The 24,481-nt window shown below is 53.1% G+C and carries 18 protein-coding genes; 10 read left to right on the forward strand and 8 right to left on the reverse strand.

Annotation, left to right across the window (positions count from 1 at the left end; translation table 11 throughout):
• Both CRO19_RS01835 and rlmKL read right to left on the reverse strand, forming a co-directional pair.
• Window positions 1–1,911 (reverse strand): ABC transporter ATP-binding protein, encoded by a 1,911-nt coding sequence (locus CRO19_RS01835; RefSeq protein WP_097094338.1) that lies wholly within the window; start codon window positions 1,909–1,911, stop codon window positions 1–3.
• A 5-nt stretch (window positions 1,912–1,916) separates the two neighbouring features.
• Window positions 1,917–4,034, reverse strand: coding sequence for a bifunctional 23S rRNA (guanine(2069)-N(7))-methyltransferase RlmK/23S rRNA (guanine(2445)-N(2))-methyltransferase RlmL (gene rlmKL, locus CRO19_RS01840; RefSeq protein WP_097094339.1), 2,118 nt, complete (start codon window positions 4,032–4,034; stop codon window positions 1,917–1,919).
• Window positions 4,035–4,139: 105 nt separating this feature from the next.
• Here rlmKL and CRO19_RS01845 point away from each other — a divergent pair, with 105 nt between their 5' ends.
• Window positions 4,140–5,249: a YcbX family protein gene (locus CRO19_RS01845; protein WP_097094340.1), complete on the forward strand. Its 1,110-nt coding sequence runs from the start codon at window positions 4,140–4,142 to the stop codon at window positions 5,247–5,249.
• 5 nt (window positions 5,250–5,254) lie between these two features.
• On the opposite strand, the gene CRO19_RS01850 is transcribed toward CRO19_RS01845, so the two are convergent.
• From CRO19_RS01850 to CRO19_RS01870, 5 genes are all read right to left on the reverse strand, one after another.
• Window positions 5,255–5,797, reverse strand: a complete 543-nt coding sequence (locus tag CRO19_RS01850; RefSeq protein WP_097094341.1) for a cell division protein ZapC — start codon at window positions 5,795–5,797, stop codon at window positions 5,255–5,257.
• A gap of 149 nt (window positions 5,798–5,946) precedes the next feature.
• Window positions 5,947–6,957 carry a quinone-dependent dihydroorotate dehydrogenase gene (gene pyrD / locus CRO19_RS01855; RefSeq protein ID WP_097094342.1) on the reverse strand — a complete coding sequence of 337 codons (1,011 nt, stop codon included), beginning with the start codon at window positions 6,955–6,957 and terminating at the stop codon, window positions 5,947–5,949.
• A 119-nt stretch (window positions 6,958–7,076) separates the two neighbouring features.
• On the reverse strand, window positions 7,077–8,087 hold the full coding sequence (locus CRO19_RS01860) for a glycosyltransferase family 2 protein (RefSeq protein WP_097094343.1): 1,011 nt from the start codon (window positions 8,085–8,087) through the stop codon (window positions 7,077–7,079).
• The gene (locus CRO19_RS01865; protein ID WP_097094344.1) at window positions 8,084–9,610 is read right to left on the reverse strand and encodes a lipopolysaccharide biosynthesis protein; all 1,527 of its coding nucleotides are present in this window, start codon (window positions 9,608–9,610) and stop codon (window positions 8,084–8,086) included. Before CRO19_RS01865 ends, CRO19_RS01860 begins: the two co-directional genes overlap by 4 nt.
• 317 nt (window positions 9,611–9,927) lie before the next feature.
• A complete protein-coding gene (locus CRO19_RS01870) occupies window positions 9,928–10,908 on the reverse strand; it encodes a glycosyltransferase family 2 protein (protein ID WP_097094345.1) in 981 nt (326 codons plus the stop codon).
• Window positions 10,909–11,682: 774 nt separating this feature from the next.
• Between CRO19_RS01870 and ssuE the strand changes: the two genes are divergently transcribed.
• The 5 genes from ssuE to ssuB are packed head-to-tail and all read left to right on the forward strand — an operon-like array spanning window position 11,683 to window position 15,949.
• A complete protein-coding gene (gene ssuE / locus CRO19_RS01875; protein ID WP_097094346.1) occupies window positions 11,683–12,234 on the forward strand; it encodes an NADPH-dependent FMN reductase in 552 nt (183 codons plus the stop codon).
• 10 nt (window positions 12,235–12,244) lie between these two features.
• Window positions 12,245–13,213, forward strand: a complete 969-nt coding sequence (locus CRO19_RS01880) for a sulfonate ABC transporter substrate-binding protein (protein WP_141400222.1) — start codon at window positions 12,245–12,247, stop codon at window positions 13,211–13,213.
• Window positions 13,214–13,215: 2 nt separating this feature from the next.
• Window positions 13,216–14,361 carry an FMNH2-dependent alkanesulfonate monooxygenase gene (gene ssuD, locus CRO19_RS01885; RefSeq protein WP_097094347.1) on the forward strand — a complete coding sequence of 382 codons (1,146 nt, stop codon included), beginning with the start codon at window positions 13,216–13,218 and terminating at the stop codon, window positions 14,359–14,361.
• An 11-nt stretch (window positions 14,362–14,372) separates the two neighbouring features.
• A complete protein-coding gene (ssuC, locus tag CRO19_RS01890; RefSeq protein WP_097094348.1) occupies window positions 14,373–15,161 on the forward strand; it encodes an aliphatic sulfonate ABC transporter permease SsuC in 789 nt (262 codons plus the stop codon).
• On the forward strand, window positions 15,158–15,949 hold the full coding sequence (ssuB, locus tag CRO19_RS01895; RefSeq protein WP_097094349.1) for an aliphatic sulfonates ABC transporter ATP-binding protein: 792 nt from the start codon (window positions 15,158–15,160) through the stop codon (window positions 15,947–15,949). Before ssuC ends, ssuB begins: the two co-directional genes overlap by 4 nt.
• Window positions 15,950–16,017: 68 nt before the next feature.
• Here ssuB and pepN read toward each other — a convergent pair whose 3' ends face one another.
• On the reverse strand, window positions 16,018–18,633 hold the full coding sequence (pepN, locus tag CRO19_RS01900) for an aminopeptidase N (RefSeq protein ID WP_097094350.1): 2,616 nt from the start codon (window positions 18,631–18,633) through the stop codon (window positions 16,018–16,020).
• A 253-nt stretch (window positions 18,634–18,886) separates the two neighbouring features.
• On the opposite strand from pepN, the gene pncB reads away from it, so the two are divergent.
• The 4 genes from pncB to CRO19_RS01920 all read left to right on the forward strand — a co-directional run bounded on the left by pncB (window position 18,887) and on the right by CRO19_RS01920 (window position 24,471).
• Complete coding sequence (gene pncB, locus CRO19_RS01905) at window positions 18,887–20,092, forward strand: nicotinate phosphoribosyltransferase (RefSeq protein WP_176519189.1); 1,206 nt, start codon at window positions 18,887–18,889, stop codon at window positions 20,090–20,092.
• 152 nt (window positions 20,093–20,244) lie between these two features.
• On the forward strand, window positions 20,245–21,645 hold the full coding sequence (gene asnS, locus CRO19_RS01910; RefSeq protein WP_097094352.1) for an asparagine--tRNA ligase: 1,401 nt from the start codon (window positions 20,245–20,247) through the stop codon (window positions 21,643–21,645).
• A gap of 299 nt (window positions 21,646–21,944) precedes the next feature.
• Window positions 21,945–23,081: a porin OmpF gene (gene ompF / locus CRO19_RS01915; protein ID WP_097094353.1), complete on the forward strand. Its 1,137-nt coding sequence runs from the start codon at window positions 21,945–21,947 to the stop codon at window positions 23,079–23,081.
• Between the two features lie 199 nt (window positions 23,082–23,280).
• Window positions 23,281–24,471 carry an amino acid aminotransferase gene (locus CRO19_RS01920; RefSeq protein WP_097094354.1) on the forward strand — a complete coding sequence of 397 codons (1,191 nt, stop codon included), beginning with the start codon at window positions 23,281–23,283 and terminating at the stop codon, window positions 24,469–24,471.
• The last annotated feature ends 10 nt before the right edge of the window (window positions 24,472–24,481 follow it).

Genomic DNA, 24,481 nt, shown 5'->3' on the forward strand with positions numbered 1-24,481 from the left:
TTATGCGCCGTTCTTCAGCGCTTCCAGCTCTTCCCAACGCTCAAACGCCACTTCCAGTTCCTGTTCTGTCTGCGCTAACGCATCCAGCACCGGTTGGGTTTTATCATGTGGCTGGCTGAAGAAGTCCGGGTGACTCATTTTGGCTTGCAGCTCACCGATGCGTGTTTCCAGCTGTTCCAGCTTTTGCGGCAGCTGTTCCAGTTCCCGTGCCAGGTTATAGCTTAGCTTGCTGGCGGAACGTTTGGCGGCATCATTTTTCTCTACCGATTTGGCCGCCGGGGCTGATTTTACTGGCGCGGATTTCAGCTGTTTGTAGGCAGCGCGCTGCTGTTGCGCATCGTGATAGCCACCTACAAAGGTGCCGATCTCGCCGTTGCCCTCAAAAATCCAGCACTCAGTTACGGTGTTGTCAACGAATTGACGATCGTGGCTCACCAGCATCACGGTGCCCTGATAACCATCCACCAGCTCTTCCAGCAGTTCCAGCGTTTCGACGTCGAGGTCGTTGGTCGGTTCATCGAGGATCAGCAGGTTGCTTGGCTTCAGGAACAGACGCGCCAGCAGCAGGCGGTTACGCTCACCACCGGACAACGCACGCACCGGCGTCATGGCGCGTTTCGGATGGAACAGGAAGTCTTGCAGATAGCCAAGCACGTGACGCGGTTTACCGTTAACCATCACTTCCTGCTTACCTTCAGCGAGGTTATCCATGACGGTACGATCCGGATCCAGCTCAGCACGGTGCTGGTCGAAGTAAGCAATTTCCAACTTGGTGCCACAATGCACGCGGCCGCTATCGGCCTTCAACTGATCCAGCATCAGGCGCAGCAAGGTGGTTTTACCGCAGCCGTTCGGGCCAATCAGGGCGATTTTGTCGCCGCGCTGTACCTGAGTAGAGAAGTCTTTTACCAGGATTTTGCCACCCACGCTGTAATTGACATCTTCCATCTCAAATACGATTTTGCCTGAACGGGCTGCTTCGCCGACTTGCATGTTGGCTTTGCCCATCACCTCACGGCGCGCCGAACGCTCGTTACGCAGCGCTTTCAGGGCGCGCACGCGGCCTTCGTTACGCGTACGACGCGCTTTGATGCCCTGGCGGATCCACACTTCTTCCTGCGCCAATTTGCGATCAAACTCGGCGTTCTGCATCTCTTCCACGCGCAGCGCTTCTTCTTTGCCGGTCAGGAACAGATCGTAATTGCCCGGCCATGAAACCAGCTTGCCGCGATCGAGATCGACAATACGCGTCGCCATGTTGCGGATAAACGAACGGTCATGCGAGATGAAGACAATGCTGCCGGTGAAAGTCTTTAAAAAAGTTTCCAGCCAGTCGATGGTTTCGATATCAAGGTGGTTAGTGGGCTCGTCAAGCATCAGTACGCGCGGGTTGCTCACCAACGCACGACCGAGTGCTGCTTTACGAAGCCAGCCGCCTGAGAGCGAAGACAACTCGGTATCGGCATCAAGACCAATCTGCTGTAACACATCATTGATGCGGCTATCCAGCTGCCACAGATTCTGATGATCGAGAATGGTTTGCAGGCGGCCCATTTCGTTAAGATTCTTCTCGCTCGGGTCTTCCATCACCAGATGGGAAATAGCGTGATAAGCCTTGAGATGTTCAGCCTGCTCGGCCACGCCTTCTGCGACGAAGTCGTAAACAGAACCGGTAATATTACGCGGCGGATCCTGTTGCAGACGCGCCACCACCAAATCCTGCTCATAAATGATGCGGCCGTCATCCAGCGGCTGTTCGCCGTTGATAATTTTCATCAGCGTCGATTTACCGGCGCCGTTACGACCTACCAGACAGACGCGTTCGCCTTCTTCGATATGCAGCTCGGTGTTATCCAACAGCGGCGCATCGCTGAATGAGAGGTAAGCGCCATGGATACTGATCAGTGACATAAAACTTATTCCTTACCGGCGTGGCTAACCAGCCAGCAGTTGTGAATTTGACGGTTGCGCGCGAAATCCTGCGACAGCGTTTTTTGGGTAATTTCCTGCGCCTGCAGACCCAGACGAGCTAAACCGTCGAGATCCATTTTGAAGCCGCGCTTATTGTTAGAGAACATAATGGTGCCACCGCGACGCAGCAGACGTTTCAGATTCTGCATCAGCATCATATGGTCGCGCTGCACGTCGAAATCATCTTCCATGCGCTTAGAGTTAGAAAACGTCGGCGGATCGATAAATATTAAATCGAACTGCTCATCACTCTCACGCAGCCAGCTTAGACAATCTGCGTGCATCAGCCGATGCTGACGTCCGGTCAACCCGTTCAGACGCAGGTTGCGCTCAGCCCACTCCAGATAGGTGCGCGACATATCCACCGTGGTGGTGGTCTTCGCCCCGCCCAGGCCGGCGTGTACGCTGGCGGTGCCGGTATAAGCAAACAGGTTAAGGAAATCTTTGCCTGCGCTCATTTTACCCAGCATCTGGCGCGCGATACGGTGATCGAGGAACAGGCCAGTATCCAGATAATCGGTGAGATTAACCAGCAGGCGCGCATCAAATTCCTGCACTTCGAAGAAATCGCCCTTCTCGCCCAGCTTTTGATACTGACTTTTGCCTTTCTGACGCTCGCGCGTTTTCATCACCAGACGATTGGCCGGAATCTCCAGCACGCTCAGCGTGGCGCTGATGACATCGAATAAACGCTGACGCGCTTTGTTCGCATCCACGGTTTTCGGCGGCGCGTATTCCTGAATCACCACCCAATCGGCGTAGCGATCGACCGCCACGTTGTACTCGGGCAGATCGGCATCATACAGACGGTAGCAGTCGATATTCGACTGACGCGCCCACTTTTCCAGCTTCTTCAGGTTCTTACGCAGACGATTAGCAAAATCTTCGGCAATCTGCGCGCTGCCTTCGCCACTGGTTGCGGCCAGCTGATAATTTTTCTGCACACACTCCAGCGGGCCATTTTTGGCTTTGAACTGGCGATCGGCGCGCAGTTGCAGGCAGCTTAATAGCTCGGGCGATGCGCTGAATAAGGACAGATTCCAGCCGCCAAAATTCTGCTTCATGATGCGGCCAAGCTGGCTATGCAGCGCGATCAGCGCCGGTTCACTTTCCAGACGCTCACCGTATGGCGGGTTGCTCAATACCGTACCGGTAATGTCCTGCCCGGCCAGCGGATTTTTCAGCTTGATCACGTCCTGCTGCGTGAAGGTGAACAGCTCGAACACGCCTGCACGACGAGCATTGGCACGCGCGGACTCCAGCACGCGGCTGTCGTTGTCATAACCAAAGAAACGGGCCGTCGCGGCAGCGGTTCCCACGCGAGCACGCTCTTTTGCTGCAGCGTGAACGTCTTGCCATATCGCCTGATTGTGTTTTTTCCAGCGATGAAAGCCCCAATGGGTACGCAGTAAGCCTGGCGCACGATCGCAGGCGATCAGCGCTGCTTCCAGCAGCAGCGTGCCGGAGCCACACATCGGATCGACCAGTGGCGTGCTGCTCTGCCAGCCGGAACGCATTACGATTGCCGCGGCTAACGTTTCTTTCAGCGGGGCGGCGCCCGTTTGCTGGCGGTAGCCACGCTGATGCAGTGAATCACCGCTTAGATCCAGGGCGATACTGACGCGATCTTTATTCAGCCACGCATTGATACGAATGCCCGGCTGCTCACGGTCGACGCTTGGACGTTCCAGCCCCTGACGCGTAAAGCTATCGACGATGGCATCTTTAATGCGCAGCGCGCCAAACTGGCTATTGCGGATCACCTCGTTGGTGCCGCTAAAATGGATGGCAAAACTGGTGTTGCTATCGAACATGTCGGTCCACGGAATACTTTGCGCACCCACGTAGAGATCGAGATCGCTCCAGACGCCAAATTCTCCCAGCGGCAGCAAAATGCGCGAAGCCAAACGGCTCCACAGCAGGCTTTGGTACATTACGCGGTCGTCGGCCTGAAAGTGGACGCCGCCCTGCACCACCTGCAAATCCTGCGCACCCAGCGCGTCCAGCTCACTTTTCAACAGCTCTTCGAGCCCACGCGCCGTACTGGCAAACAGAGAATTCATATCGTCACTTTTTACTCTTGCTTAAATTGCTGCGCATTATAGCGAATCAGCGTGCTATGTCATAAAGTTAGCTTCTTTTTGCCGAATACCTTTACCGGGAACGCTATGATCACGTTATCTCGCCTTTTTATTCATCCCGTTAAATCAATGCGCGGCCTGCAGTTGTCGCATGCGCAGGTGCTGGAGAGCGGTCTGGCCTTTGATCGCATCTTCATGGTGACTGAACTGGATGGAACCTTTGTAACCGCGCGTCAATATCCAGAAATGGTGCGCTTCACGCCTGCGCTGCTGCCGGACGGCCTGTTTCTTCAGGCACCCGATGGAACACAAGCGCTGATCCGCTTTGCCGACTTCACTCCTGAGCAGGCGCCAACCGAAGTGTGGGGCAACCATTTCACCGCGCGTATCGCGCCCGACGAGATAAATAGCTGGTTAAGTGCGTTCTTCCCGCGTCCGGTGCAGCTGCGCTGGACCGGTGTAGAACCCACGCGTCGAGTGAAGCGATTTGATCATGTGCCGCTGAGTTTTGCCGACGGTTTTCCCTTCCTGCTGGTGAATATGGCGTCGCTGCAGGATCTGCAACAGCGCTGCCCGGCCAGCGTGCGCGTTGAGCAGTTCCGCCCCAATTTGGTGGTTAGCGGCGCGGCGGCATGGGAAGAGGACAGCTGGAAACGCCTGCAAATTGGCGAGATCGTCTTTGAGATGCCCAAGCCGTGCAGTCGCTGCGTGTTCACCACCGTGGGTACCGAAAGCGGACGCAAACATCCTGATGGCGAACCGCTCACCACGTTGCAAGGTTTTCGTAGCGCGCAGGATGGCAGCGGGGATATTGATTTCGGCCTGAATTTGATTGCGATGAATAGCGGCATTATTCGCGTGGGCGATACGGTCACGATTCTGCAGCAACAGTCGCCACGTGCTTACGGCTCAGGCGCCGTGGTTGAGACGCTGGCGCCAACCACCACTAGCCACCGCGCAGTCACTATTGATTATCAGGGCACTGCCTTTAACGGTGATAATCAGCAGGTGTTGCTGGAACAATTGGAGATGCAGGGATTTCGTATTCCCTACTCTTGCCGCGCCGGTATTTGCGGCAGCTGCAAAGTCACACTGGTTGCAGGTGAAGTGAAGGCGTTAAAGAAAAGCGCGGTGCGTGCCGATGGCACCATTCTAAGCTGCAGCTGTATTCCCGCTGGCGATATCGAACTGGCCTGAAGTAATTAAACCGCCCGCGCAAAGTGGGCGGTTTGTTCCTGCTGCTGCGGACGCAAACGATCGTTCATGATCTTAATCGCATCACCTAGCTGCATGCCCTTCCCTGCCACGGTTAACGCGTTTTGCGCTAATAAGCACAGCGCCGCATTCTCACCGCTTTCAACCACAAATAACTGCGCCTGTTCACCGCTATCCGCCAGGGTTACAGCAACCATTTCGCCCGCAGCAGGCTGCCAGCTGTGCGCATGATTGGTAAAATGCCAGCTTTTCGGCATTAAGGGTTTAAGAAAACGGCTCGCCACCAGCGCATTTAATACTAATTCAGCACGCTGATCGCCTTTTAATCCACTCTGACGGCAACGCTCTTCAAAGGTAAAATAGAGCGCGGCGTCATCAACGCAGAAACCGCTGACATTAAACGCATCGGGCGTAAGCATTTTGCGTGAGAAGCGCGAGCGAAATAACATGCCATCGGCTAAATCCAGCATCATACGGTCATGCTCTGCGTCAAAATACCAACGCCAGTTGTCATCAGGTTTGATTTTCATGATCTGCCCTGTAGTTTTTCGCTGCGCTAAATAGCGCTAAATTAGAAAAAGTAAATCTGAGAAAAGGCTGAAAAATACACCAGCAGGACAAAATATAAACGAGCCGAAGGGATAAATAAACCCCTCGGCGCAGTAAAGTGGGAAATGTCTTAGAGGTGAGTCACGATATCTTTAATTAAACCCGGGCCTTTATAAATGAATCCGGAGTATATCTGCACCAACGTTGCACCTGCGGCGATTTTCTCGCGTGCTGCAACCAGGGAATCAATACCGCCGACGCCAATAATGGGTAAGCGGCCCTGAAGCTCTTGCGACAAGCGGCGAATCACTTCAGTGCTGCGCGACTGGACCGGACGACCACTTAATCCTCCCATCTCCTCAGCATATTTCAGACCAGTCACCAGCGAGCGATCGAGCGTCGTATTGGTGGCAATCACGCCATCAATTTCATGGCGCACTAAACTGTCGGCAACCTGAATCAATTCTTCTTCTGAAAGATCCGGCGCGATCTTTACTGCCACCGGCACATATTTAAGATGGCGTTCTTGCAGCTCTTTTTGTTTTAATTTGATAGCAGAAAGAAGATCGTCCAGCGCTTCGCCATATTGCAACGTGCGTAATCCTGGGGTGTTTGGCGAGGAAATATTGATGGCGATATAACCAGCATGGGCATACACCTTTTCCATGCAGATGAGATAATCGTCTTTGCCCTTCTCTACCGGCGTGTCTTTATTCTTGCCAATATTAATCCCAAGAACGCCTTTAAAGCGCGACTTTTTAACGTTCTCAATCAGATGATCAACACCGTGATTATTAAAGCCCATGCGATTAATAATCCCCTCGGCGGCAACCAGGCGGAACATGCGTGGCTTATCGTTACCAGGCTGCGCCAGGGGTGTCACCGTACCGACTTCGACAAAACCAAAGCCCATGGCGCCGAAGGCATCAATGCATTCGGCATTCTTGTCGAGACCGGCGGCTAAGCCGAGCGCATTCGGGAACGTCAATCCCATGCAGGTAACCGGACGTGATGGCAGCGACTGGCGAATCAGCCCTTCAAGCGGCGTACCGCTGATAAAACGCAGCTGCTGAAAGGTGAGTTCGTGCGCTCGCTCAGGATCAAGCTTAAACAGCGCCGGCCGGACGATAGGATATAACATGCACTCTCCTCAATGACGGGAACCAGGGAAGTCGGGGTGCACGGGAATTTGTGCGCCAGAATGGTAAGGTGCTCTGGCGCAAAAGTAAATTCTATTGAGAGACGGAGAGTTGATCGAAATCAGCGCTTGCCGGTATAGCGCGCCAGCAAACTGCGGCTGGCTTTCAAACCGTTGTACAACGTTGGGTAATACCACTGCAATTTCATGCGCCTGCTTTCACCCGTCACCTTGCGGATCAGCTGATCAATCGTGACGCGCCACGCCTGCGGAACCTCAATGTTATTTTTGCGCATTTCAATCAGACAGCCATACATCACCGGTTCGTAGTAACGATCAAGGAGTGACTCATCTGCGGGCAAGCCCCACTGCTGCATAAAGCTCTCGCTGTTGCCGCGCGCAATGAAGTAATTCTCCACCCAGGAAAAGGTCGCTTTGCGCTGCGACAAAGACGTGACCATAAAGCGTTTGAAGTAATAGCTTTCACTGGAGAGCACCACCGTGTTCGCCTGCATATAGAGTGCAAACATATAAGGCGCATCTTCATGGTTCTGAATTGGCAGAAACTGCACGCCCACACGCTTAATCAGAGCGCGTGAAACGATGCTGCTCCACAGCACGCGATGTGCCGACTGGTTGGCAATCATTTTGCGCAGCGTTGCGCTGCCACCCGCGAAGGCGCCGCTAATACGGCGCTGATGAAACAGCTGATAATCGCGCTGCTCAACCGGTAGATCAGTGAACATTTTGGCACCAAAGCAGAACATCTCCATCTCTGGATGTTGCACGAGGGCGTTACGGAAATCGGCGAACAGCGTGTTGCCAACGAAATCATCCGCATCCATAAAGTAGATGAAGTCACCGCTAGCGATCTCCAGCCCGCGATTACGTGCGGCGCTTACTCCCCCGCGCTCTGCTTGCAGCAGAACGATTTCAGGATGTTTGGCGGCCATGGCGCGCAGCAGCTCAACACTGTTATCGGTTGAACCGTCATCAATGACGATGATCTGCTCGGGTGGCGAGGATTGTCCAAGCAGTGACGCCATCGCTTCCGTCAGCCAGGGTGCGCAGTTCCAGTTCGGGACAATAACCGTGATGGTTGCAGCGGATGCAGCGTGATTCCGTGCGATCATTCTCTTTCCTCAACGTTAAAGCCTTTATTAAACGGTCGCGGCAAACGCTTGATGACCAAACTATGAAGCAGACAGCATACAGCAAGGTTGACCATGCCAATCAGTCCCAGCCACAGCAAATTGAGCCAGCGGTTTTGGTCCCAGGCAATCGGTAGCAGGGTTGCCAGGCCGACGATAACGCCCGCCACCAGCCAAATCAGCAACACATCGCGCGTCAACCAGGTGAAATGGATACCCGGTGCAAAGCGACGATGTACCAGCCACGCCCAGCCAAACAGATAAAAGACGTTCTGACCCAGCCAGAGCCAACCCGTGCCGTGCGCCCCATAGTGAATGGCCGCCCAGATATTCAGCGGCACCAGCACAATGGCAAAACAGGAGAAACCTTTGATATGCAGCTTAAGGTTGCCATTAACGTATTGCAGATGATAAAGCAGACCGCAAATCGCCTGCACGCCGCTCCCTATCGCATACAAGCTGAGAACAAACGACATCTCAGTGACAACCTGAGTATTCTGCGTCCAGGCCCAAAGCAGAGGGGCGGAGAAACAGGCAATCGTAATGCTAAGCGGCGCCATAAAGATGGACACCGCCTGCGTGGTATAGCGATAGAGGATTAGCGATTGTGAATCGCCCTCTTTTTTGGTTTTCATGCCCGTCATACGCGGCACAATGGCCTGCATGATCGGGCTGCTCAACAGAATAATGCCGGTTGCCGCGGTAGCGACCACGGTAAAGGATCCGTATTCACTCAGCGGCAGGGTTTTCGATAAAACCAGGCGATCTATCTGCGAAATAAACGTCCACACTGCGCTGGCATAAGCGGCGCTCAGAGCAAAACGAATAAAAGGTTTTAACACCTCTTTAAGGTCTGAACGTTTCTCTTTACGCGCGGATGCCGGCACCAATTGGAGGCACTTGTAGATAAGACATGCCGCCTCGGCAATCGAGACCAGCAGCTGCCATATAAAGAAGCTCAACACCGGGTTGGAGAATAATTGAATCACCAGCACTGCGCCAAAGGTGCGCAATGTCACGATGATCAGGTTGACACCATTCAGCCATACCTGATGTTCAAAGCCGACAATGACGCTGCGATAAGGACTGGTCCGCCAGCGTATCGCGGCAGTAATCACCATAATTGCAACCGCAGTAACCACATCACCTGAAGGCAGGTGCTGTGCGTCCAACCAGTTGTGTGCAATCCACGGTGTTGCTAGCCAGCCAATGACCACCAGTACAAGCGTTGAGAGCAGGAAGAATTTTGACAGCGCGGCAAACAGCGGAGGGAACCAAATGAATTCGGCTTGATTAGCGCGATAACGCGCCGCTTCCCGCATTAAGGTGGTTGAAACACCGGCGTCTAATAGCTGAAGCCAGGTTAATAAAATCGAAAAAAATCCGACTAAACCGTAAGCCTCCATGCCCAAATGTTGAATATAGAGCGGTACAACCAGAATACCCGATAGCGTCAGGTAAATCTGACCAACATAGTTGGCAATCGCGTTACGTTTTATTGACATAAGTATGGCGGCGTCTAAAAATTAGCTGAAAAACTAAGACTGACACAGAACAACATAGCTGCCTACCAGACTTAATCTTAAATTTATCAGTGGTGCTGAGGCGAGTAACTAATCTTAGTTTACAAGCCGTAAATCGCTTATTTCGGTTATCCTAAAAAACAGGCCACCTTTTTATTATCAAAAGTGGCCTGCATATGAGGCAAACATCATCTGTAACAGAGTTTGCAGAAGTGACGATCTTTTTTACATACAGATGCAATTAACGCTATTCACTTTCTGCTTCTACCATTATTTGTTACTGATGGAATAATCACGAATCAGGCGGCACGTTTCAACTCTTTCGTCACTTTTAAATTTTGCAGCATGATAAATATTTGCGGCCGATTGATTAACAACCACTCTTTAATATTTGCTGGCTCATGCTGCCCACCCATAAAGCGAATGGCATTAATAACATATTCAGGTACAGGCGTACCGTTATAAAGCGAGAGATAAATCATCAACCGGAAAGAGTGCATGAGATAGTCTTTCTCCAGCGCTTTGCTGGCCGGCGATGTATCAAGTGCATGCTTGAGCGTACTAAAAGCGTGCATAAAGGCGTTATAGCGCTGTAGGAAGTACTCTTCACTCTTGCGGCTGTTAGTTAATGAGCCGTTTCGCACCCGCTGGTAGTAATAAACATGCTTACTCACCCATGCATGACGAGCGCGGACAAATGCAGACAGCGTGTATTTGTGATCTTCGTGGACGCGGTCGACAAAGCGTAAATCATACTGGGTTGCCACACTCTTTTTCAGCGCATAGTTCCACGCTGCGGAAGTGTACGAGCCATTACGCAGCAGGCTTGAGAGGACTTTTTGCGGCGGCTGCAGACCAAAAACCTCGTGGCGCACTTTGGGCCGGATGCGCTCACGGTGTCCATCTTCAAACATTTGTGAGCTAAAGCAGAACAGGTCAATTTCCGGATGTGCCTGATAAACCTGCTGCAGTTCAGCCAGGAAACCGTCGGCGACGATATCATCGGGATCACAGAAGAATACAAATTCTCCGAGTGCTGCATCTAACCCGATATCACGCGCTTTACCGGCTCCGCCATTACGTGTGGTAATAATTTTTACCTGCGGTAGATGCCCATAGTGCTGCTCCACCAAAGCCAGCGTGCCATCGGTAGAACCATCATTAACAATAATGATCTCACTGGACGCCCCCTTTTGCTTCAATAACGAATCCACACACTCGACAATATAATTCTCTACGTTGTAGGTAGGGATAATGATGGATAATAGGATTTTAGCCATAAACCTTTCCTGGAGTAGATAGAAAAAAGCAAGTCTTAAGCTGCCGACATCACGGCATAAAACATTACGCCAATTATTTAAACGCAATATAAACGGCAAGAGTTTTGATTTCGCTCTCAGTTAAGCAGATTGTTATTTTAAATCACAGGACCAATCATAATTAAGAAAAATAAATCAATGCAGATACATTACCCCCTCTAAACACTTCGCTTTGATTTCGTAAAAAAACATTACCACTCTTAAGCTTTGTGTCATCTCAGCGAATAATGACACACATTTTTTCACGGAAAATCTTACGAGGGTTTACTTAATAAAAAATAAAGAGATAGCCTTTGCGGCACCTTTTTTGCCTGGAAGATAAAAGCGTCGTTTAAAAACGCGTTCTTCAATTGATTTAACACTGTTTTTTAACGTTGCTCAGCAACATTTCCTCTTGAATCTATTTCGCTGTCCAATACAGGACAAATTTGACCAAACGTAACCGCAGTTACAATTACATCCGACGCGCAGTTCAGGGTTAAGCGTAACGGTAAAACGGTTTTTAAATCATGGTTTGTAATCAATGCTAATGGACTTAACGGCGGGTTTTAAGACTAATCGTAAATGCGTATGCGCTGAAAACTGACTTGTTTTTATCCCCTCTTATTCTTTTTGCATTTTCCACCTTTTGATTGCCGGATAAATCATTTAAGCCATCCCCCCTGCTCTGACAGTATTGAAGCTATCAGTTCTGAATATCAGATAATCAATAACTTTCAGTTATAAGGAGTGACCATGCGGGTTATTACGCTGGCGGGCAGCCCTCGCTTCCCTTCACGCTCTACTGCGCTGCTAAGCCTCTGCCAGCACGCGCTGGAAGCACGCGGTGTTGAGGTGATCCCGTGGAATATTCACAACTTTCAGCCTGAAGATTTGCTCTACGCGCGTTTTGATTCTCCAGCATTAGCTGCTCTAAAAGCCGATTTAGCGCTGGCGGACGGCTTAATCGTCGCCACACCTATTTATAAAGCATCATTTTCAGGGGCGCTGAAAACGCTGCTCGACTTGCTACCTGAGCGCGCGCTGGAGCATAAAGTGGTGCTGCCACTGGCCAGCGGCGGCAGCGCTTCCCATTTGCTCGCGGTTGATTACGCGCTTAAGCCGGTGCTCAACGCGCTCAAGGCGCAGGAAGTTCTGCACGGCGTATTTGCAACGGATGTGCAGATTACCCATTACGATCGTCAACCACAGTTAGATCCGCTGCTGTCACAACGTATAGATGAAGCGTTAGATACGTTCTGGCACGCGCTGCATCGTCGCCACCAACCCTATGCACAAGCGGTATAAAGGAAGCGTTATGAAACGGATAGTAACGGGCTGGCTGATGCCAGCGATGGTCGCTCTGCTCTCTTTAAGCATTACTGCACACGCCGCTGATGCTCCCGAGCAACTGCGCATCGGTTATCAGAAAGGTTCAGTGAGCATGGTATTAGCGAAAAGCCATAAGCTACTGGAGCAGCGTTTTCCACACACGCAAATTAAATGGGTGGAATTCCCGGCTGGCCCGCAGATGCTGGAAGCGCTCAACGTCGACAGTATTGATTTAGGCAGTACCGGCGATATTCCACCGCTGTTTGCGCAGGCCGCCGGTGCGGATCTACTTTACGTCGGCTCCGAGCCGCCTAAACCGCAGGCAGAAGTGATTCTGGTGCCAAAGGACAGCCCGATTCACAGCGTAGCCGACCTCAAAGGCCGCAAAGTGGCATTCCAGAAAGGCTCCAGCTCGCACAACCTGCTGTTGCGCGCACTGGAGCAAGCTGGGCTGAGTTTTAAAGACATTCAGCCAACCTATCTGACTCCCGCCGACGCGCGCGCCGCGTTCCAGCAAGGTGACGTGGATGCCTGGGCGATTTGGGATCCCTACTACTCGGCTGCCCTGCTGCAAGGCAACGTACGCGTGCTGGTTGACGGCAGCAAACTCAATCAAACCGGCTCCTTCTATTTAGCGACGCGCAAATACACCGAGGCGAACGGGGCATTCGTACAGCACGTGTTGAATACCTTCAGCGATGCCGATGCATTAACCCGCAGCCAACGCGACCAAAGTATTGATTTACTGGCACAGGCGATGGGCTTGCCGAAACCGGTCATTGCCAGCTATCTCGACCATCGTCCGCCTACCACTATTACGCCGGTCAGCGCCCATACCGCGCAGGCCCAACAGCAAACGGCCGATCTGTTTTATGCCAATCATCTGATGCCGGTGAAAGTGAATATCGCTGACCGCATCTGGCAGCCACAATCTGCCCAGCCGAAAGGAAATTAATCATGAGCGTATCCGTATTTTGGTTTCTCCCGACTCACGGCGATGGTCACTATCTTGGCACCGCGGAAGGCGCGCGCCCGGTTGATCATGGTTACCTGCAACAGATTGCCCAGGCGGCAGATCGTCTCGGCTTCGGCGGGGTGCTGATTCCCACCGGCCGCTCCTGTGAAGATGCCTGGCTGGTGGCGGCTTCATTAATCCCGGTCACCCAGCGTCTGCGTTTCCTGGTGGCGCTGCGCCCGGGGGTGATTTCGCCGACTCAGGCGGCGCGTCAGGCGGCCACGCTCGATCGGCTGTCGAATGGCCGTGCGCTGTTTAATCTGGTGACCGGCGGCGATCCGGAAGAGCTTGCTGGCGATGGCGTGTTTCTCGATCACCGTGAACGCTATGAAGAGTCTGCCGAATTTACTCGCGTCTGGCGTCGCGTTTCGGAAGGTGAAACCGTCGATTACGATGGCAAGCACGTCAAAGTGCGCGGTGCGCGCCTGATGTTTAAGCCGGTGCAGCAACCGCGTCCGCCGCTGTGGTTTGGCGGATCGTCGGATGCGGCACAGGATCTGGCCGCCGAGCAGGTGGATGTTTATCTCACCTGGGGCGAGCCGCCGGCGTTAGTAAAGGAGAAGATTGAACAAGTGCGTGCCAAAGCCGCCGCGCAGGGACGCACCGTCCGCTTCGGCATTCGCCTGCATGTGATTGTGCGTGAAACCAATGAAGAAGCCTGGCAAGCAGCGGACCGCCTCATCGCCCATCTCGACGATGCCACCATTGCCAAAGCGCAAGCCGCATTTGCGCGTACCGATTCGGTTGGACAGCAGCGCATGGCCGCACTTCACGGTGGCCGGCGCGATAAGCTGGAGATCAGCCCGAATCTGTGGGCCGGTGTTGGCCTGGTTCGTGGTGGCGCAGGCACGGCGCTGGTGGGCGATGGCCCAACCGTGGCGGCACGCATGCAGGAGTACAGCGATCTCGGCATCGAAACCTTTATTCTCTCTGGCTATCCGCATCTGGAAGAAGCTTATCGCGTGGGTGAGCTGCTGTTCCCGCACCTCGATCTGGCGATTCCGCAAGTGCCACAGCCGCGTGTGATGCAGGCGCACGGCGAAGCGGTAGCCCATGATTTCACGCCGCAAAAAGTGTCGCAGAGCTAAAGGAGCCGAGGATGGCAAACGTAAAAAAACAGCTGGGTAATGCCGTGCTGCCCTGGGTGTTACCGGTGGTGCTGATCGCGTTGTGGCAACTGGCATCGCAGGTGGGTTGGCTGTCGACGCGTATTTTGCCGTCGCCGGAAAATATCCTCATCACCTTCTGGAAACTGACGGTGAGCGGTGAGCTGTGGCAGAACCTGGCCATCAGCAGCTGGCGCGCCGCCATTGGTTTTGCCATCGGCGGCTCCATTGGTTTGATTCTGGGATTAATCACCGGCACATCACGTGTGGGTGAACGCCTGTTGGATACTTCCGTACAGATGCTGCGTAACGTGCCGCATTTGGCGCTGATCCCGCTGGTCATTTTGTGGTTCGGCATCGACGAATCCGCAAAAATTTTTCTCGTGGCCCTCGGCACCCTGTTTCCAATTTACCTGAACACGTATCACGGTATTCGTAATATTGACCGTGGCCTGGTGGAGATGGCGCGTAGCTATGGTTTATCCGGCTGGAGCCTGTTCATTCAGGTCATTCTGCCGGGTGCGCTACCTTCTATTATGGTTGGCGTGCGTTTTGCTCTTGGCCTGATGTGGTTGACGCTGATTGTGGCCGAAACCATTTCAGCCAACTCCGGCATCGGTTATCTGGCGATGAATGCCCGCGAATTCCTGCAAACCGATGTGGTGGTGGTAGCCATCATTCTCTATGCCCTGCTCGGCAAATTGGCCGACGTCGCGGCACAACTGCTTGAGCGCGTGTGGCTGCGCTGGCATCCGGCTTACCAATTAAAGGAGAACGCATGAGCAACGCAACCCTAAATCCGGCGCGTTTGAATCGCGGTACGCCGGTTGGTGTGAATGGTGTCAGCAAGCAATATGGCGATCGCACCATCCTGAACAATATTGATCTGCATATTCCGTCCGGGCAATTTGTCGCGGTGGTGGGTCGCAGCGGCTGCGGTAAAAGTACCCTGCTGCGCCTATTAGCTGGCCTGGAATCGACTACGCGCGGTGCGCTGCTGGCGGGCAACGCGCCGTTATCGCAAGCACGTGAAGATACGCGTTTGATGTTCCAGGATTCACGTCTGCTGCCGTGGAAAAAGGTGATTGATAACGTTGGGCTCGGGCTAAAAGGTCGCGAATGGCGAGCCGCCGCCCTGGAAGCGCTGGAGGCCGTTGGCCTTGCCGATCGTGCTAACGAGTGGCCGGCAGCATTGTCCGGTGGCCAGAAACAGCGCGTGGCGCTGGCGCGTGCGTTGATTCATCGTCCCGGTTTGCTGCTGCTTGATGAGCCGCTGGGGGCGCTGGATGCGTTAACGCGTATTGAAATGCAGGGCTTGATTGAGTCCTTGTGGCAGCAGCATAACTTTACCGTGCTGCTGGTGACGCACGATGTCAGCGAAGCCGTCGCCATCGCCGATCGCGTTTTGCTGATTGAAGAAGGAAAGATTGGTCTGGATTTGATCGTCGACTTGCCGCGTCCGCGCCGTCGCGGCTCTGCGCGTCTGGCGGAACTTGAAGCCGAAGTGCTGGATCGCGTGATGAAACGGGGTTCATCGGAGCAGCCGCTGAAGTTTGCGCAGCAGAGTTGAAAAAGGTGCGCATAAATGCGCACCCGGTAAAATCCGCGTAGGGTCGCCATTCATGGCGACCACTATGATTAAGCGTTCAATGCCTTCGTGATCTTCTCGTACAAATCCCCCGACAGCTTATCCAGCCCTTTCAACGTCTCCAGCGCCTTACGCATCAGCGCCTGACGATCGGCATCGTAACGTTTCAGACGAATTAATGGCTCGATCATGCGCGCAGCAACTTGCGGATTGCGCGTATTGAGATCGGTCAACATCTCCACCAGGAACTGATAACCGCTGCCATCTTTGGCGTGGAATGCCGCCGGATTAGCGGAAGCAAATGCACCAATCAGCGAACGAATACGGTTCGGGTTGCCCATGGTGAACGAGCGGTGATGCAGCAGTTCGCGCACCTTGCTCAGCACGTCCGCCGCCGGGCTGGTGGCTTGCAGCACAAACCATTTGTCCATCACCAAACCATCCTGATGCCAGCGCTCGTCGTAAGCGGCCAGCAGCGTATCGCGGCATGGCAGATTTGCTGCAACTGCCGCGGACAGCGCTGCTAACGCATCGGTCATGTTGTTCGCCTGCTGATATTGCGCCTGCACCAATTTGTCCGCTTGGGCAGCATCGGCAAAGGCCAGATAACCGAGGCAGACATTTTTCAACGTGCGCTTGCCAATTTCTGCATGCTCAATTTTATATTCGCTACTTTGGTTGGCCAGATAGAGCGCAAAGAACTCGTCATTTAACTCAGTGGCGAGCGTACGCACCAGCGCATCGCGCACCGCAGCAATGGCCAGGGGATCGATGACATCAAACAGTTCAGCAATTTCATTCTCAGACGGCAGCGAAAGAATCAACGCTTTCAGCGCCGGATCGCCCTGCTCATCCAGCAGCACCGCGCGGAACGCATCGGCGACATGCAGCGGCAGCGACAGCGGCTGGCCCTGCTGATGACGTGCGACGTTCAGGCGAATGTAGGTTGCCAGCAGGCTTTGCGCCGCATCCCAGCGGGCAAAATCGTTGCGTGCGTGACGCATCAGAAAGGTGAGCTGCGCATCGCTCCATTTGTAGTCAAGCTTCACCGGCGCGGAGAATTCGCGCAGCAGTGAGGGCACCGGCTGGAAATACACCTTGTCGAAGATGAAGGTCTGGAACTCTTCGGTAACATTCAGCACATGATGCACCGGATGACCGTTGTGCTGCAGCGGGATCACGTTGCCTTCATTATCATACAGCTCGATATCCAGCGGAATGTGCAGCGGCAGCTTCTCTTTCTGCTCGGCGGTGGCTGGCGTACGTTGCGTGACGTGCAGCGTGTACTGCTCCAGCTCAGGATTGTAGTCATCGCGTACCGTCAGGATCGGCGTACCCGCCTGGCTGTACCAGCGACGGAACTGAGACAGATCGACATTCGACGCATCTTCCATCGCCTGCACGAAATCATCACAGGTTGCAGCGCTACCATCATGGCGTTCGAAGTACAGCTGCATCCCTTTCTGGAAATTCTCTTCGCCCAGCAGAGTGTGCATCATGCGGATCACTTCCGAACCTTTCTCGTACACCGTTAAGGTGTAGAAGTTGTTCATCTCGATCACCTGATCCGGGCGGATCGGATGCGCCATCGGGCTGGCATCTTCCGCAAACTGCGCGCCGCGCATCACACGCACGTTATCGATACGATTAACCGCGCGTGAGCCCAGGTCTGAACTGAACTCCTGATCGCGGAACACCGTTAGCCCTTCTTTCAGGCTAAGCTGGAACCAGTCGCGGCAGGTCACGCGGTTACCGGTCCAGTTATGGAAATATTCGTGACCGATAACCGCTTCAATACCGAGATAATCTTTGTCGGTGGCCGTTTCGGCTTTTGCCAGCACGTATTTGGAGTTAAAGACGTTGAGGCCTTTATTCTCCATCGCACCCATGTTGAAGAAATCCACCGCGACGATCATAAAGATGTCGAGGTCGTACTCAAGATTGAAGCGCTCTTCATCCCACTTCATGCTGGCTTTCAGTGACGTCATCGCCCAGTCGGCGCGATCGAGATTGCCGCGGTCGACAAAGATTTCCAGCGCCACATCGCGGCCCGAACGGGTGGTAAAACTGTCGCGTAGTACGTCAAAATCTCCGGCCACCAGCGCAAACAGGTAGCAGGGTTTCGGGAAAGGATCCTGCCACTTCACCCAATGGCGGCCATCTTCATGGCGTCCGCTCTCCAGCTTATTGCCGTTTGACAGCAAATAAGGATAGCGTGCGGCATCCGCAATAATGGTGGTGGTGAAACGCGCCAGCACATCCGGGCGATCAAGATACCAGGTAATATGGCGGAAACCTTCCGCTTCACACTGCGTGCAAAGCGCCTCGCCGGACTGGTATAACCCTTCCAGCGCGGTATTTTTATCCGGGTGGATGTCATTAATGATGGCCAGCGTAAAATTGTCCGGCAGCTGGCTGATGAACAACGCGCCCTCTTCCTGGCGGTAATGCGGCCACGGATTGCCATCCACTGCCAGCGATACCAGCGTAAGATCTTCACCATCCAGACGCAGATCCGCATCCGCCGCGCCGAGTCGCTTCACCTGGCTCACCGCGGTAACGCGCGTTGCGGCGGCATCCAGATCAAAAGTCAGGTCGATATCGGTAATGGTGTAATCCGGCGCACGGTAATCGTGGCGATATTTAATTTGCGGCTGTTGCGTCATAAATCCTTCTCGCATCTTTTAATCGTTAATATGTTGACCCGTCAAAGTCTAAGCGGGTTGTGCCTTCGTTGCCACGTACAATGCGTGCGTTCGTTGAAAAGGCTACAATTCATTAACAATGGCACAAATGACCCTCGACCTGCCACCCGCAATTATGGTGTGATCGCGGTCATTACTGTTTTATACTCCTGCGTCTTTATGACTTTGTTGAACACCGGGCTCTGCTCCGCGGAAGAGGATGCTGAAACGCACCATGACTGGACATGCTTCCCCGATTTTAACCACGCTGCTTGATACCGATGCGTACAAGCTTCATATGCAGCAGGCCGTATATCATCGCTATTACGATGTCCCGGTGACGGCTGAATTTCGCTGCCGTGGCGATGAACTGCTGGGCTTCTATGCGGACGAGATCCGTGAACAGATTGAAACCCTGCAAGCGCTCGCACTGAGTGACGATGAATACCACTACCTCAGCGGTCTCCCTTTCTTTCAAACCGATTACGTTAACTGGCTGCGCCAGTTCCGCCTCGATCCTTCGCAGGTTAATGTGCGTAACGATCATGGCCGGCTGACGATTCAGATTCATGGCCCATGGCGCGAAGTCATCCTGTGGGAAGTCCCGCTGCTGGCGTTGATCAGTGAAGTCGTGCATCGTCATCGTACCCCGCAAATGGGCGTGGAGCAGGCGGTATCGCATTTGCAGCGCAAGCTGGTGGATTTCCGTGAGCAGGTTGGCGATTTGGATATGTCGCGCTTCCAGCTGATGGATTTCGGCACGCGACGCCGCTACTCCAAAGCGGTGCAGGAAGCGATAGTCAGCACGCTGAAAACCGAATTTCCGTGGCTGGTGGGGACCAGCAACTACGATTTGGCTCGTCGCCTGCAGCTCAATCCGGTGGGTACGCAAGCGCATGAGTGGTTCCAGGCGCATCAGCAAATCAGCCCGGTGCTGGCGAATAGCCAACGCGCCGCGCTGCAATCCTGGCTGGATGAGTATGACGATCAATTGGGCATCGCGCTGACCGACTGCATCACCATGGATGCCTTCTTGCGCGATTTTGGTCCAGGCTTTGCCCATCGTTATCAGGGCCTGCGCCATGACTCCGGCGATCCGGTGGAATGGGGTGAAAAAGCCATTGCGCACTATCAGCGTTTGGATATTGATCCGAAAAGTAAAACGCTGGTGTTCTCAGATAATCTTAATCTGGATAAAGCGCTGGCGCTCTATCGCCACTTTGGTCAACGTGCGAATGTGGTGTTCGGCATCGGTACGCGCCTGACGTGCGACATTCCCGGCGTTACGCCTCTGAACATCGTGATTAAACTGGTGAGCTGCAATGGCAAACCGGTGGCAAAGCTTTCCGACAGCCCCGGCAAAACCATTTGTCAGGATAAAGCCTTTGTACGCGCCCTGCGTAAGGCCTTTGATCTCCCGCTGGTCAAAAGAGCCAGCTAATTCTTAATGCAGGGTGCTTGCACCCTGCTCCTCGTCAACAAATCTCCCTTTCTCCTGCCAATTTTGCTTGTTTCCTGTTGGCTCACAAGTAACATAGCAAAACCCCGGAAAAGGGGCTTTTTATCAACCTCCTTATATAAAGAGAGAAATTTATGAGCGTAGTGCCTGTAGCGGATGTACTGCACGGCCGTGTCGCGGTTGACAGTGAAGTCACCGTACGTGGTTGGGTGCGTACCCGAAGAGATTCAAAAGCCGGTCTTTCCTTTATCGCCGTTTATGACGGTTCCTGCTTTAATCCCGTTCAGGCTGTCGTCAATAATTCTCTGAATAATTATCAGGACGAAGTCCTGCGTCTGACCACCGGTTGCTCGGTAATCATTACCGGCAAAGTGGTGGAATCCCCGGGCGAAGGCCAGGCGTTTGAACTGCAGGCGACCCAGGTTGAGGTCACCGGCTGGGTTGATGATCCGGATACCTACCCGATGGCGGCCAAACGTCACAGCATCGAATATCTGCGTGAAGTCGCCCATTTACGCCCGCGTACTAACCTCGTGGGTGCCGTGGCGCGCGTGCGTCATACGCTGGCGCAGGCGCTGCATCGCTTCTTCCATGAAAACGGCTATTTCTGGGTGTCGACCCCGCTGATCACCGCATCGGACACCGAAGGCGCAGGCGAGATGTTCCGCGTTTCCACGCTGGATCTGGAGAACCTGCCGCGCGACCCGCAGGGAAAAATAGATTTCGACAAAGATTTCTTCGGCAAAGAAGCCTTCCTGACCGTATCGGGTCAGCTCAACGCTGAGACCTATGCCTGCGCGCTCTCCAAGGTGTACACCTTCGGTCCGACTTTCCGTGCGGAAAACTCCAATACCAGTCGTCACCTGGCGGAATTCTGGATGCTGGAACCGGAAGTCGCTTTTGCCACGCTGGATGATGCGGCCGCGCTGGCTGAAGCCATGCTGAAGTACGTATTCCAGGCCGTGCTGAATGAACGCGCCGATGATATGGCGTTCTTTGCTGAGCGTGTAGACAAAGATGCGGTTGCCCGTCTTGAACGTTTCGTTCAGACCGACTTTGCGCAGGTGGATTACACCGATGCGGTAGAGATTCTCCTGAAGAGCGGCCAGACCTTCGAGAACCCGGTTTCATGGGGTGTGGATTTGTCATCCGAGCACGAACGTTATCTCGCAGAGCAGCACTTCAAAGCGCCGGTCGTTGTGAAAAATTACCCGAAAGACATCAAAGCCTTCTACATGCGTATGAACGACGATGGCAAAACCGTAGCGGCGATGGATGTGCTGGCGCCGGGTATCGGCGAAATCATCGGTGGTTCACAACGTGAAGAGCGTCTGGATGTGCTAGATGCGCGACTGGCAGAAATGGGCCTCAATAAAGAAGATTATTGGTGGTATCGTGACCTGCGTCGTTACGGCACCGTGCCACATGCTGGCTTTGGATTAGGTTTCGAACGATTAATCGCCTATGTCACTGGCGTACAAAATGTAAGGGATGTTATCCCCTTCCCACGTACTCCACGCAATGCGAATTTCTAAATTTCGCGATTAATTATAAGTAATTCATATATATAAAGAGGTCGGCTTAGCCGGCCTTTTTTTATTTTTGTAAATTTAGAGTTCTCTCACAAAGTTCCCGGATTTTTACAAATTGTCATACAATTTTTCCTTTTGATACTTAATTGCGAGATTTGAATCATCTTCGGGCTAGAATTAGCAACCCCGTGATGGAAAGATGCGTGCAGACACAGGAGACATCAAACTTCTCTCAAGGTTCTGTAAAGATTTCTTGGCAGCAGTGGCAGATGTCCAAATAACTCCAATGAGGGTAATAAAAAATGATGAAGCGCAACATTCTTGCAGTGGTTATCCCTGCTCTGTTAGCTGCCGGCGCAGCAAACGCAGCAGAAATCTATAATAAAGACGGCAACAAGCTGGACCTGTACGGTAAAGCTGTTGGTCTGCACTACTTCTCGGATGACGCTGGCAGCGACGGCGACCAGACTTATGTTCGCTTCGGCTTCAAGGGTGAAACTCAGATTAATGACCAGCTGACCGGTTACGGCCAGTGGGAATACAACGTTCAGGCTAACAACTCTGAAGGTTCTGATGCACAAGACGGCAACAAAACCCGTCTGGGCTTCGCAGGTCTGAAATTTGGCGATGCGGGTTCAATCGACTACGGCCGTAACTACGGTGTAGTTTACGATGCAATCGGCTGGACTGACGTACTGCCAGAATTCGGTGGCGACTCAGGTTACTCAGACAACTTCATGAACGGTCGTAGCACCGGTCTGCTGACCTACCGTAACACCAACTTCTTCGGTCTGGTTGACGGCTGGAACTTCGCTGCACAGTACCAGGGCAAAAACGATCGCTCTGATATCCGTCGTGCAAACGGTGACGGCTATGGCCTGTCAACCTCTTACACCTCACCAATCGGTGTAGGTATTGCTGCAGCATATAGCAGCAGCGACCGTACTAACCTCCAATCTGCTGGTTCTGTCGTAAATAGCGATGGTGATGTTGTAGCGACTGGCGTTGGTGCTGGTAAACGTGCTGAAAACTGGGCAACCGCTCTGAAATATGACGCTAACAACGTTTACCTGGCCGCAATGTACGGTGAAACCCGTAACTCAACGCCAATTTCAGGTGCAACAGCCACATTGGCTGATGGCACTCAGGCTACCGTTTCTGGCTTCGCTAACAAAGCTCAGAACTTCGAAGTGGTTGCACAGTACCAGTTCGACTTCGGTCTGCGTCCGTCCATCGCCTACGTTCAGTCTAAAGGCAAAGACATCGAAGGCGTTGGCGATGCTGACCTGGTTAAATACATCGATGTGGGCGCAACCTACTACTTCAACAAAAACATGGCTACCTACGTTGATTACAAAATCAACCAGTTGGATGACAACAACCCACTGGGTCTGGCTACCGACGACGTAGTGGCTGTTGGTCTGGTATACCAGTTCTAATCACTCGATTAGCAACGCGGATTACCTAAAAACGGAGCCTTCGGGCTCCGTTTTGCTATTCAGTGATCGGCTTCTCAATTAGCGCCACTACTTTATACACGGGAGTTATTTCTTTTTTATTTCAGCGGTTGGAAATCTTCTCGTCTGACGCTAACCTGATAGCTCATTTCGCTAAAGTTCACCCAAACGGAACTGACTCATGTTTGAATCGATCTCTGCCGCACCCGCCGATCCTATTCTTGGACTGGCTGACCTTTTTCGCGCCGATGACCGCCCGAATAAAATCAACCTTGGTATTGGCGTCTATAAAGATGAAACCGGTAAAACGCCGGTGCTTACCAGCGTTAAGAAAGCCGAGCAGTATCTGCTGGAAAACGAAACCACCAAGAATTACCTGAGCATTGATGGTCTGGCAGATTTCGCGCGGTGTACACAGGAGCTACTGTTCGGAAAAGAGAGCTCGCTGATTTCTGACGGTCGCGCCACAACAGCACAGACGCCAGGCGGCACCGGAGCCCTGCGCGTTGCAGCCGATTTTCTGGCGAATCAAACCAGCGTAAAACGCGTTTGGGTGAGCAACCCTAGCTGGCCAAACCATAAGAATGTGTTCAACGCTGCCGGTCTGGAAGTGTGCGAATACCACTATTACGACGCAGCAAGCCATAGCCTTGATTTCGATGGCATGGTGGCATCGCTGCAGGAAGCCAAAGCGGGCGACGTGGTGCTGTTCCACGGCTGCTGCCATAACCCAACCGGCGTTGATCCTTCTGCAGAGCAGTGGCAGCAACTGGCGCAGCTGTCGCAAGAGAAAGGCTGGCTACCGCTGTTCGATTTCGCTTACCAGGGTTTCGCTCGTGGTCTGGATGAAGATGCGGAAGGCTTGCGTATTTTTGCCGCCTCTCACCAGGAACTGATTGTTGCCAGCTCCTTCTCGAAGAACTTTGGTTTATACAACGAGCGCGTAGGCGCGTTAACGTTAGTTGCAGCTAACAGCGACATCGCAAAAACGGCGTTCAGCCAGGTGAAATACACCATTCGCGCCAACTATTCAAACCCGCCTTCACACGGTGCGGCAGTGGTGGCGACAATCCTCAGCAATGAGGCATTGCGTACTATCTGGGTTCAAGAGCTAACCGATATGCGTCAGCGTATCCAGCGTATGCGTCAGCTGTTTGTGAATACGCTAGCGGAGAAAGGTGCTAAGCAAGACTTTAGCTTTATCATCAAGCAAAACGGTATGTTCTCGTTCAGCGGCCTGACCAAAGATCAGGTGGTACGTTTGCGTGAAGAGTTCGGCGTTTACGCCGTGAACTCCGGTCGCGTTAACGTGGCGGGAATGACGCCAGACAATATGTCTGCGCTATGTGAGGCGATTGTCGCGGTGCTGTAATCCTTTTCAG

This window comes from Candidatus Pantoea floridensis, assembly GCF_900215435.1.
In the GTDB taxonomy this organism is placed as follows: domain Bacteria; phylum Pseudomonadota; class Gammaproteobacteria; order Enterobacterales; family Enterobacteriaceae; genus Pantoea; species Pantoea floridensis.

Excerpts from the sequence above, each read along its gene's own strand:
- CRO19_RS01835 (WP_097094338.1), bottom strand. The coding sequence starts at position 1,911 with ATGTCACTGATCAGTATCCATGGCGCTTACCTCTCATTCAGCGATGCG.
- rlmKL (WP_097094339.1), bottom strand. The coding sequence starts at position 4,034 with ATGAATTCTCTGTTTGCCAGTACGGCGCGTGGGCTCGAAGAGCTGTTG.
- CRO19_RS01845 (WP_097094340.1), top strand. The coding sequence starts at position 4,140 with ATGATCACGTTATCTCGCCTTTTTATTCATCCCGTTAAATCAATGCGC.
- CRO19_RS01850 (WP_097094341.1), bottom strand. The coding sequence starts at position 5,797 with ATGAAAATCAAACCTGATGACAACTGGCGTTGGTATTTTGACGCAGAG.
- pyrD (WP_097094342.1), bottom strand. The coding sequence starts at position 6,957 with ATGTTATATCCTATCGTCCGGCCGGCGCTGTTTAAGCTTGATCCTGAG.
- CRO19_RS01860 (WP_097094343.1), bottom strand. The coding sequence starts at position 8,087 with ATGATCGCACGGAATCACGCTGCATCCGCTGCAACCATCACGGTTATT.
- CRO19_RS01865 (WP_097094344.1), bottom strand. The coding sequence starts at position 9,610 with ATGTCAATAAAACGTAACGCGATTGCCAACTATGTTGGTCAGATTTAC.
- CRO19_RS01870 (WP_097094345.1), bottom strand. The coding sequence starts at position 10,908 with ATGGCTAAAATCCTATTATCCATCATTATCCCTACCTACAACGTAGAG.
- ssuE (WP_097094346.1), top strand. The coding sequence starts at position 11,683 with ATGCGGGTTATTACGCTGGCGGGCAGCCCTCGCTTCCCTTCACGCTCT.
- CRO19_RS01880 (WP_141400222.1), top strand. The coding sequence starts at position 12,245 with ATGAAACGGATAGTAACGGGCTGGCTGATGCCAGCGATGGTCGCTCTG.
- ssuD (WP_097094347.1), top strand. The coding sequence starts at position 13,216 with ATGAGCGTATCCGTATTTTGGTTTCTCCCGACTCACGGCGATGGTCAC.
- ssuC (WP_097094348.1), top strand. The coding sequence starts at position 14,373 with ATGGCAAACGTAAAAAAACAGCTGGGTAATGCCGTGCTGCCCTGGGTG.
- ssuB (WP_097094349.1), top strand. The coding sequence starts at position 15,158 with ATGAGCAACGCAACCCTAAATCCGGCGCGTTTGAATCGCGGTACGCCG.
- pepN (WP_097094350.1), bottom strand. The coding sequence starts at position 18,633 with ATGACGCAACAGCCGCAAATTAAATATCGCCACGATTACCGTGCGCCG.
- pncB (WP_176519189.1), top strand. The coding sequence starts at position 18,887 with ATGACTGGACATGCTTCCCCGATTTTAACCACGCTGCTTGATACCGAT.
- asnS (WP_097094352.1), top strand. The coding sequence starts at position 20,245 with ATGAGCGTAGTGCCTGTAGCGGATGTACTGCACGGCCGTGTCGCGGTT.
- ompF (WP_097094353.1), top strand. The coding sequence starts at position 21,945 with ATGATGAAGCGCAACATTCTTGCAGTGGTTATCCCTGCTCTGTTAGCT.
- CRO19_RS01920 (WP_097094354.1), top strand. The coding sequence starts at position 23,281 with ATGTTTGAATCGATCTCTGCCGCACCCGCCGATCCTATTCTTGGACTG.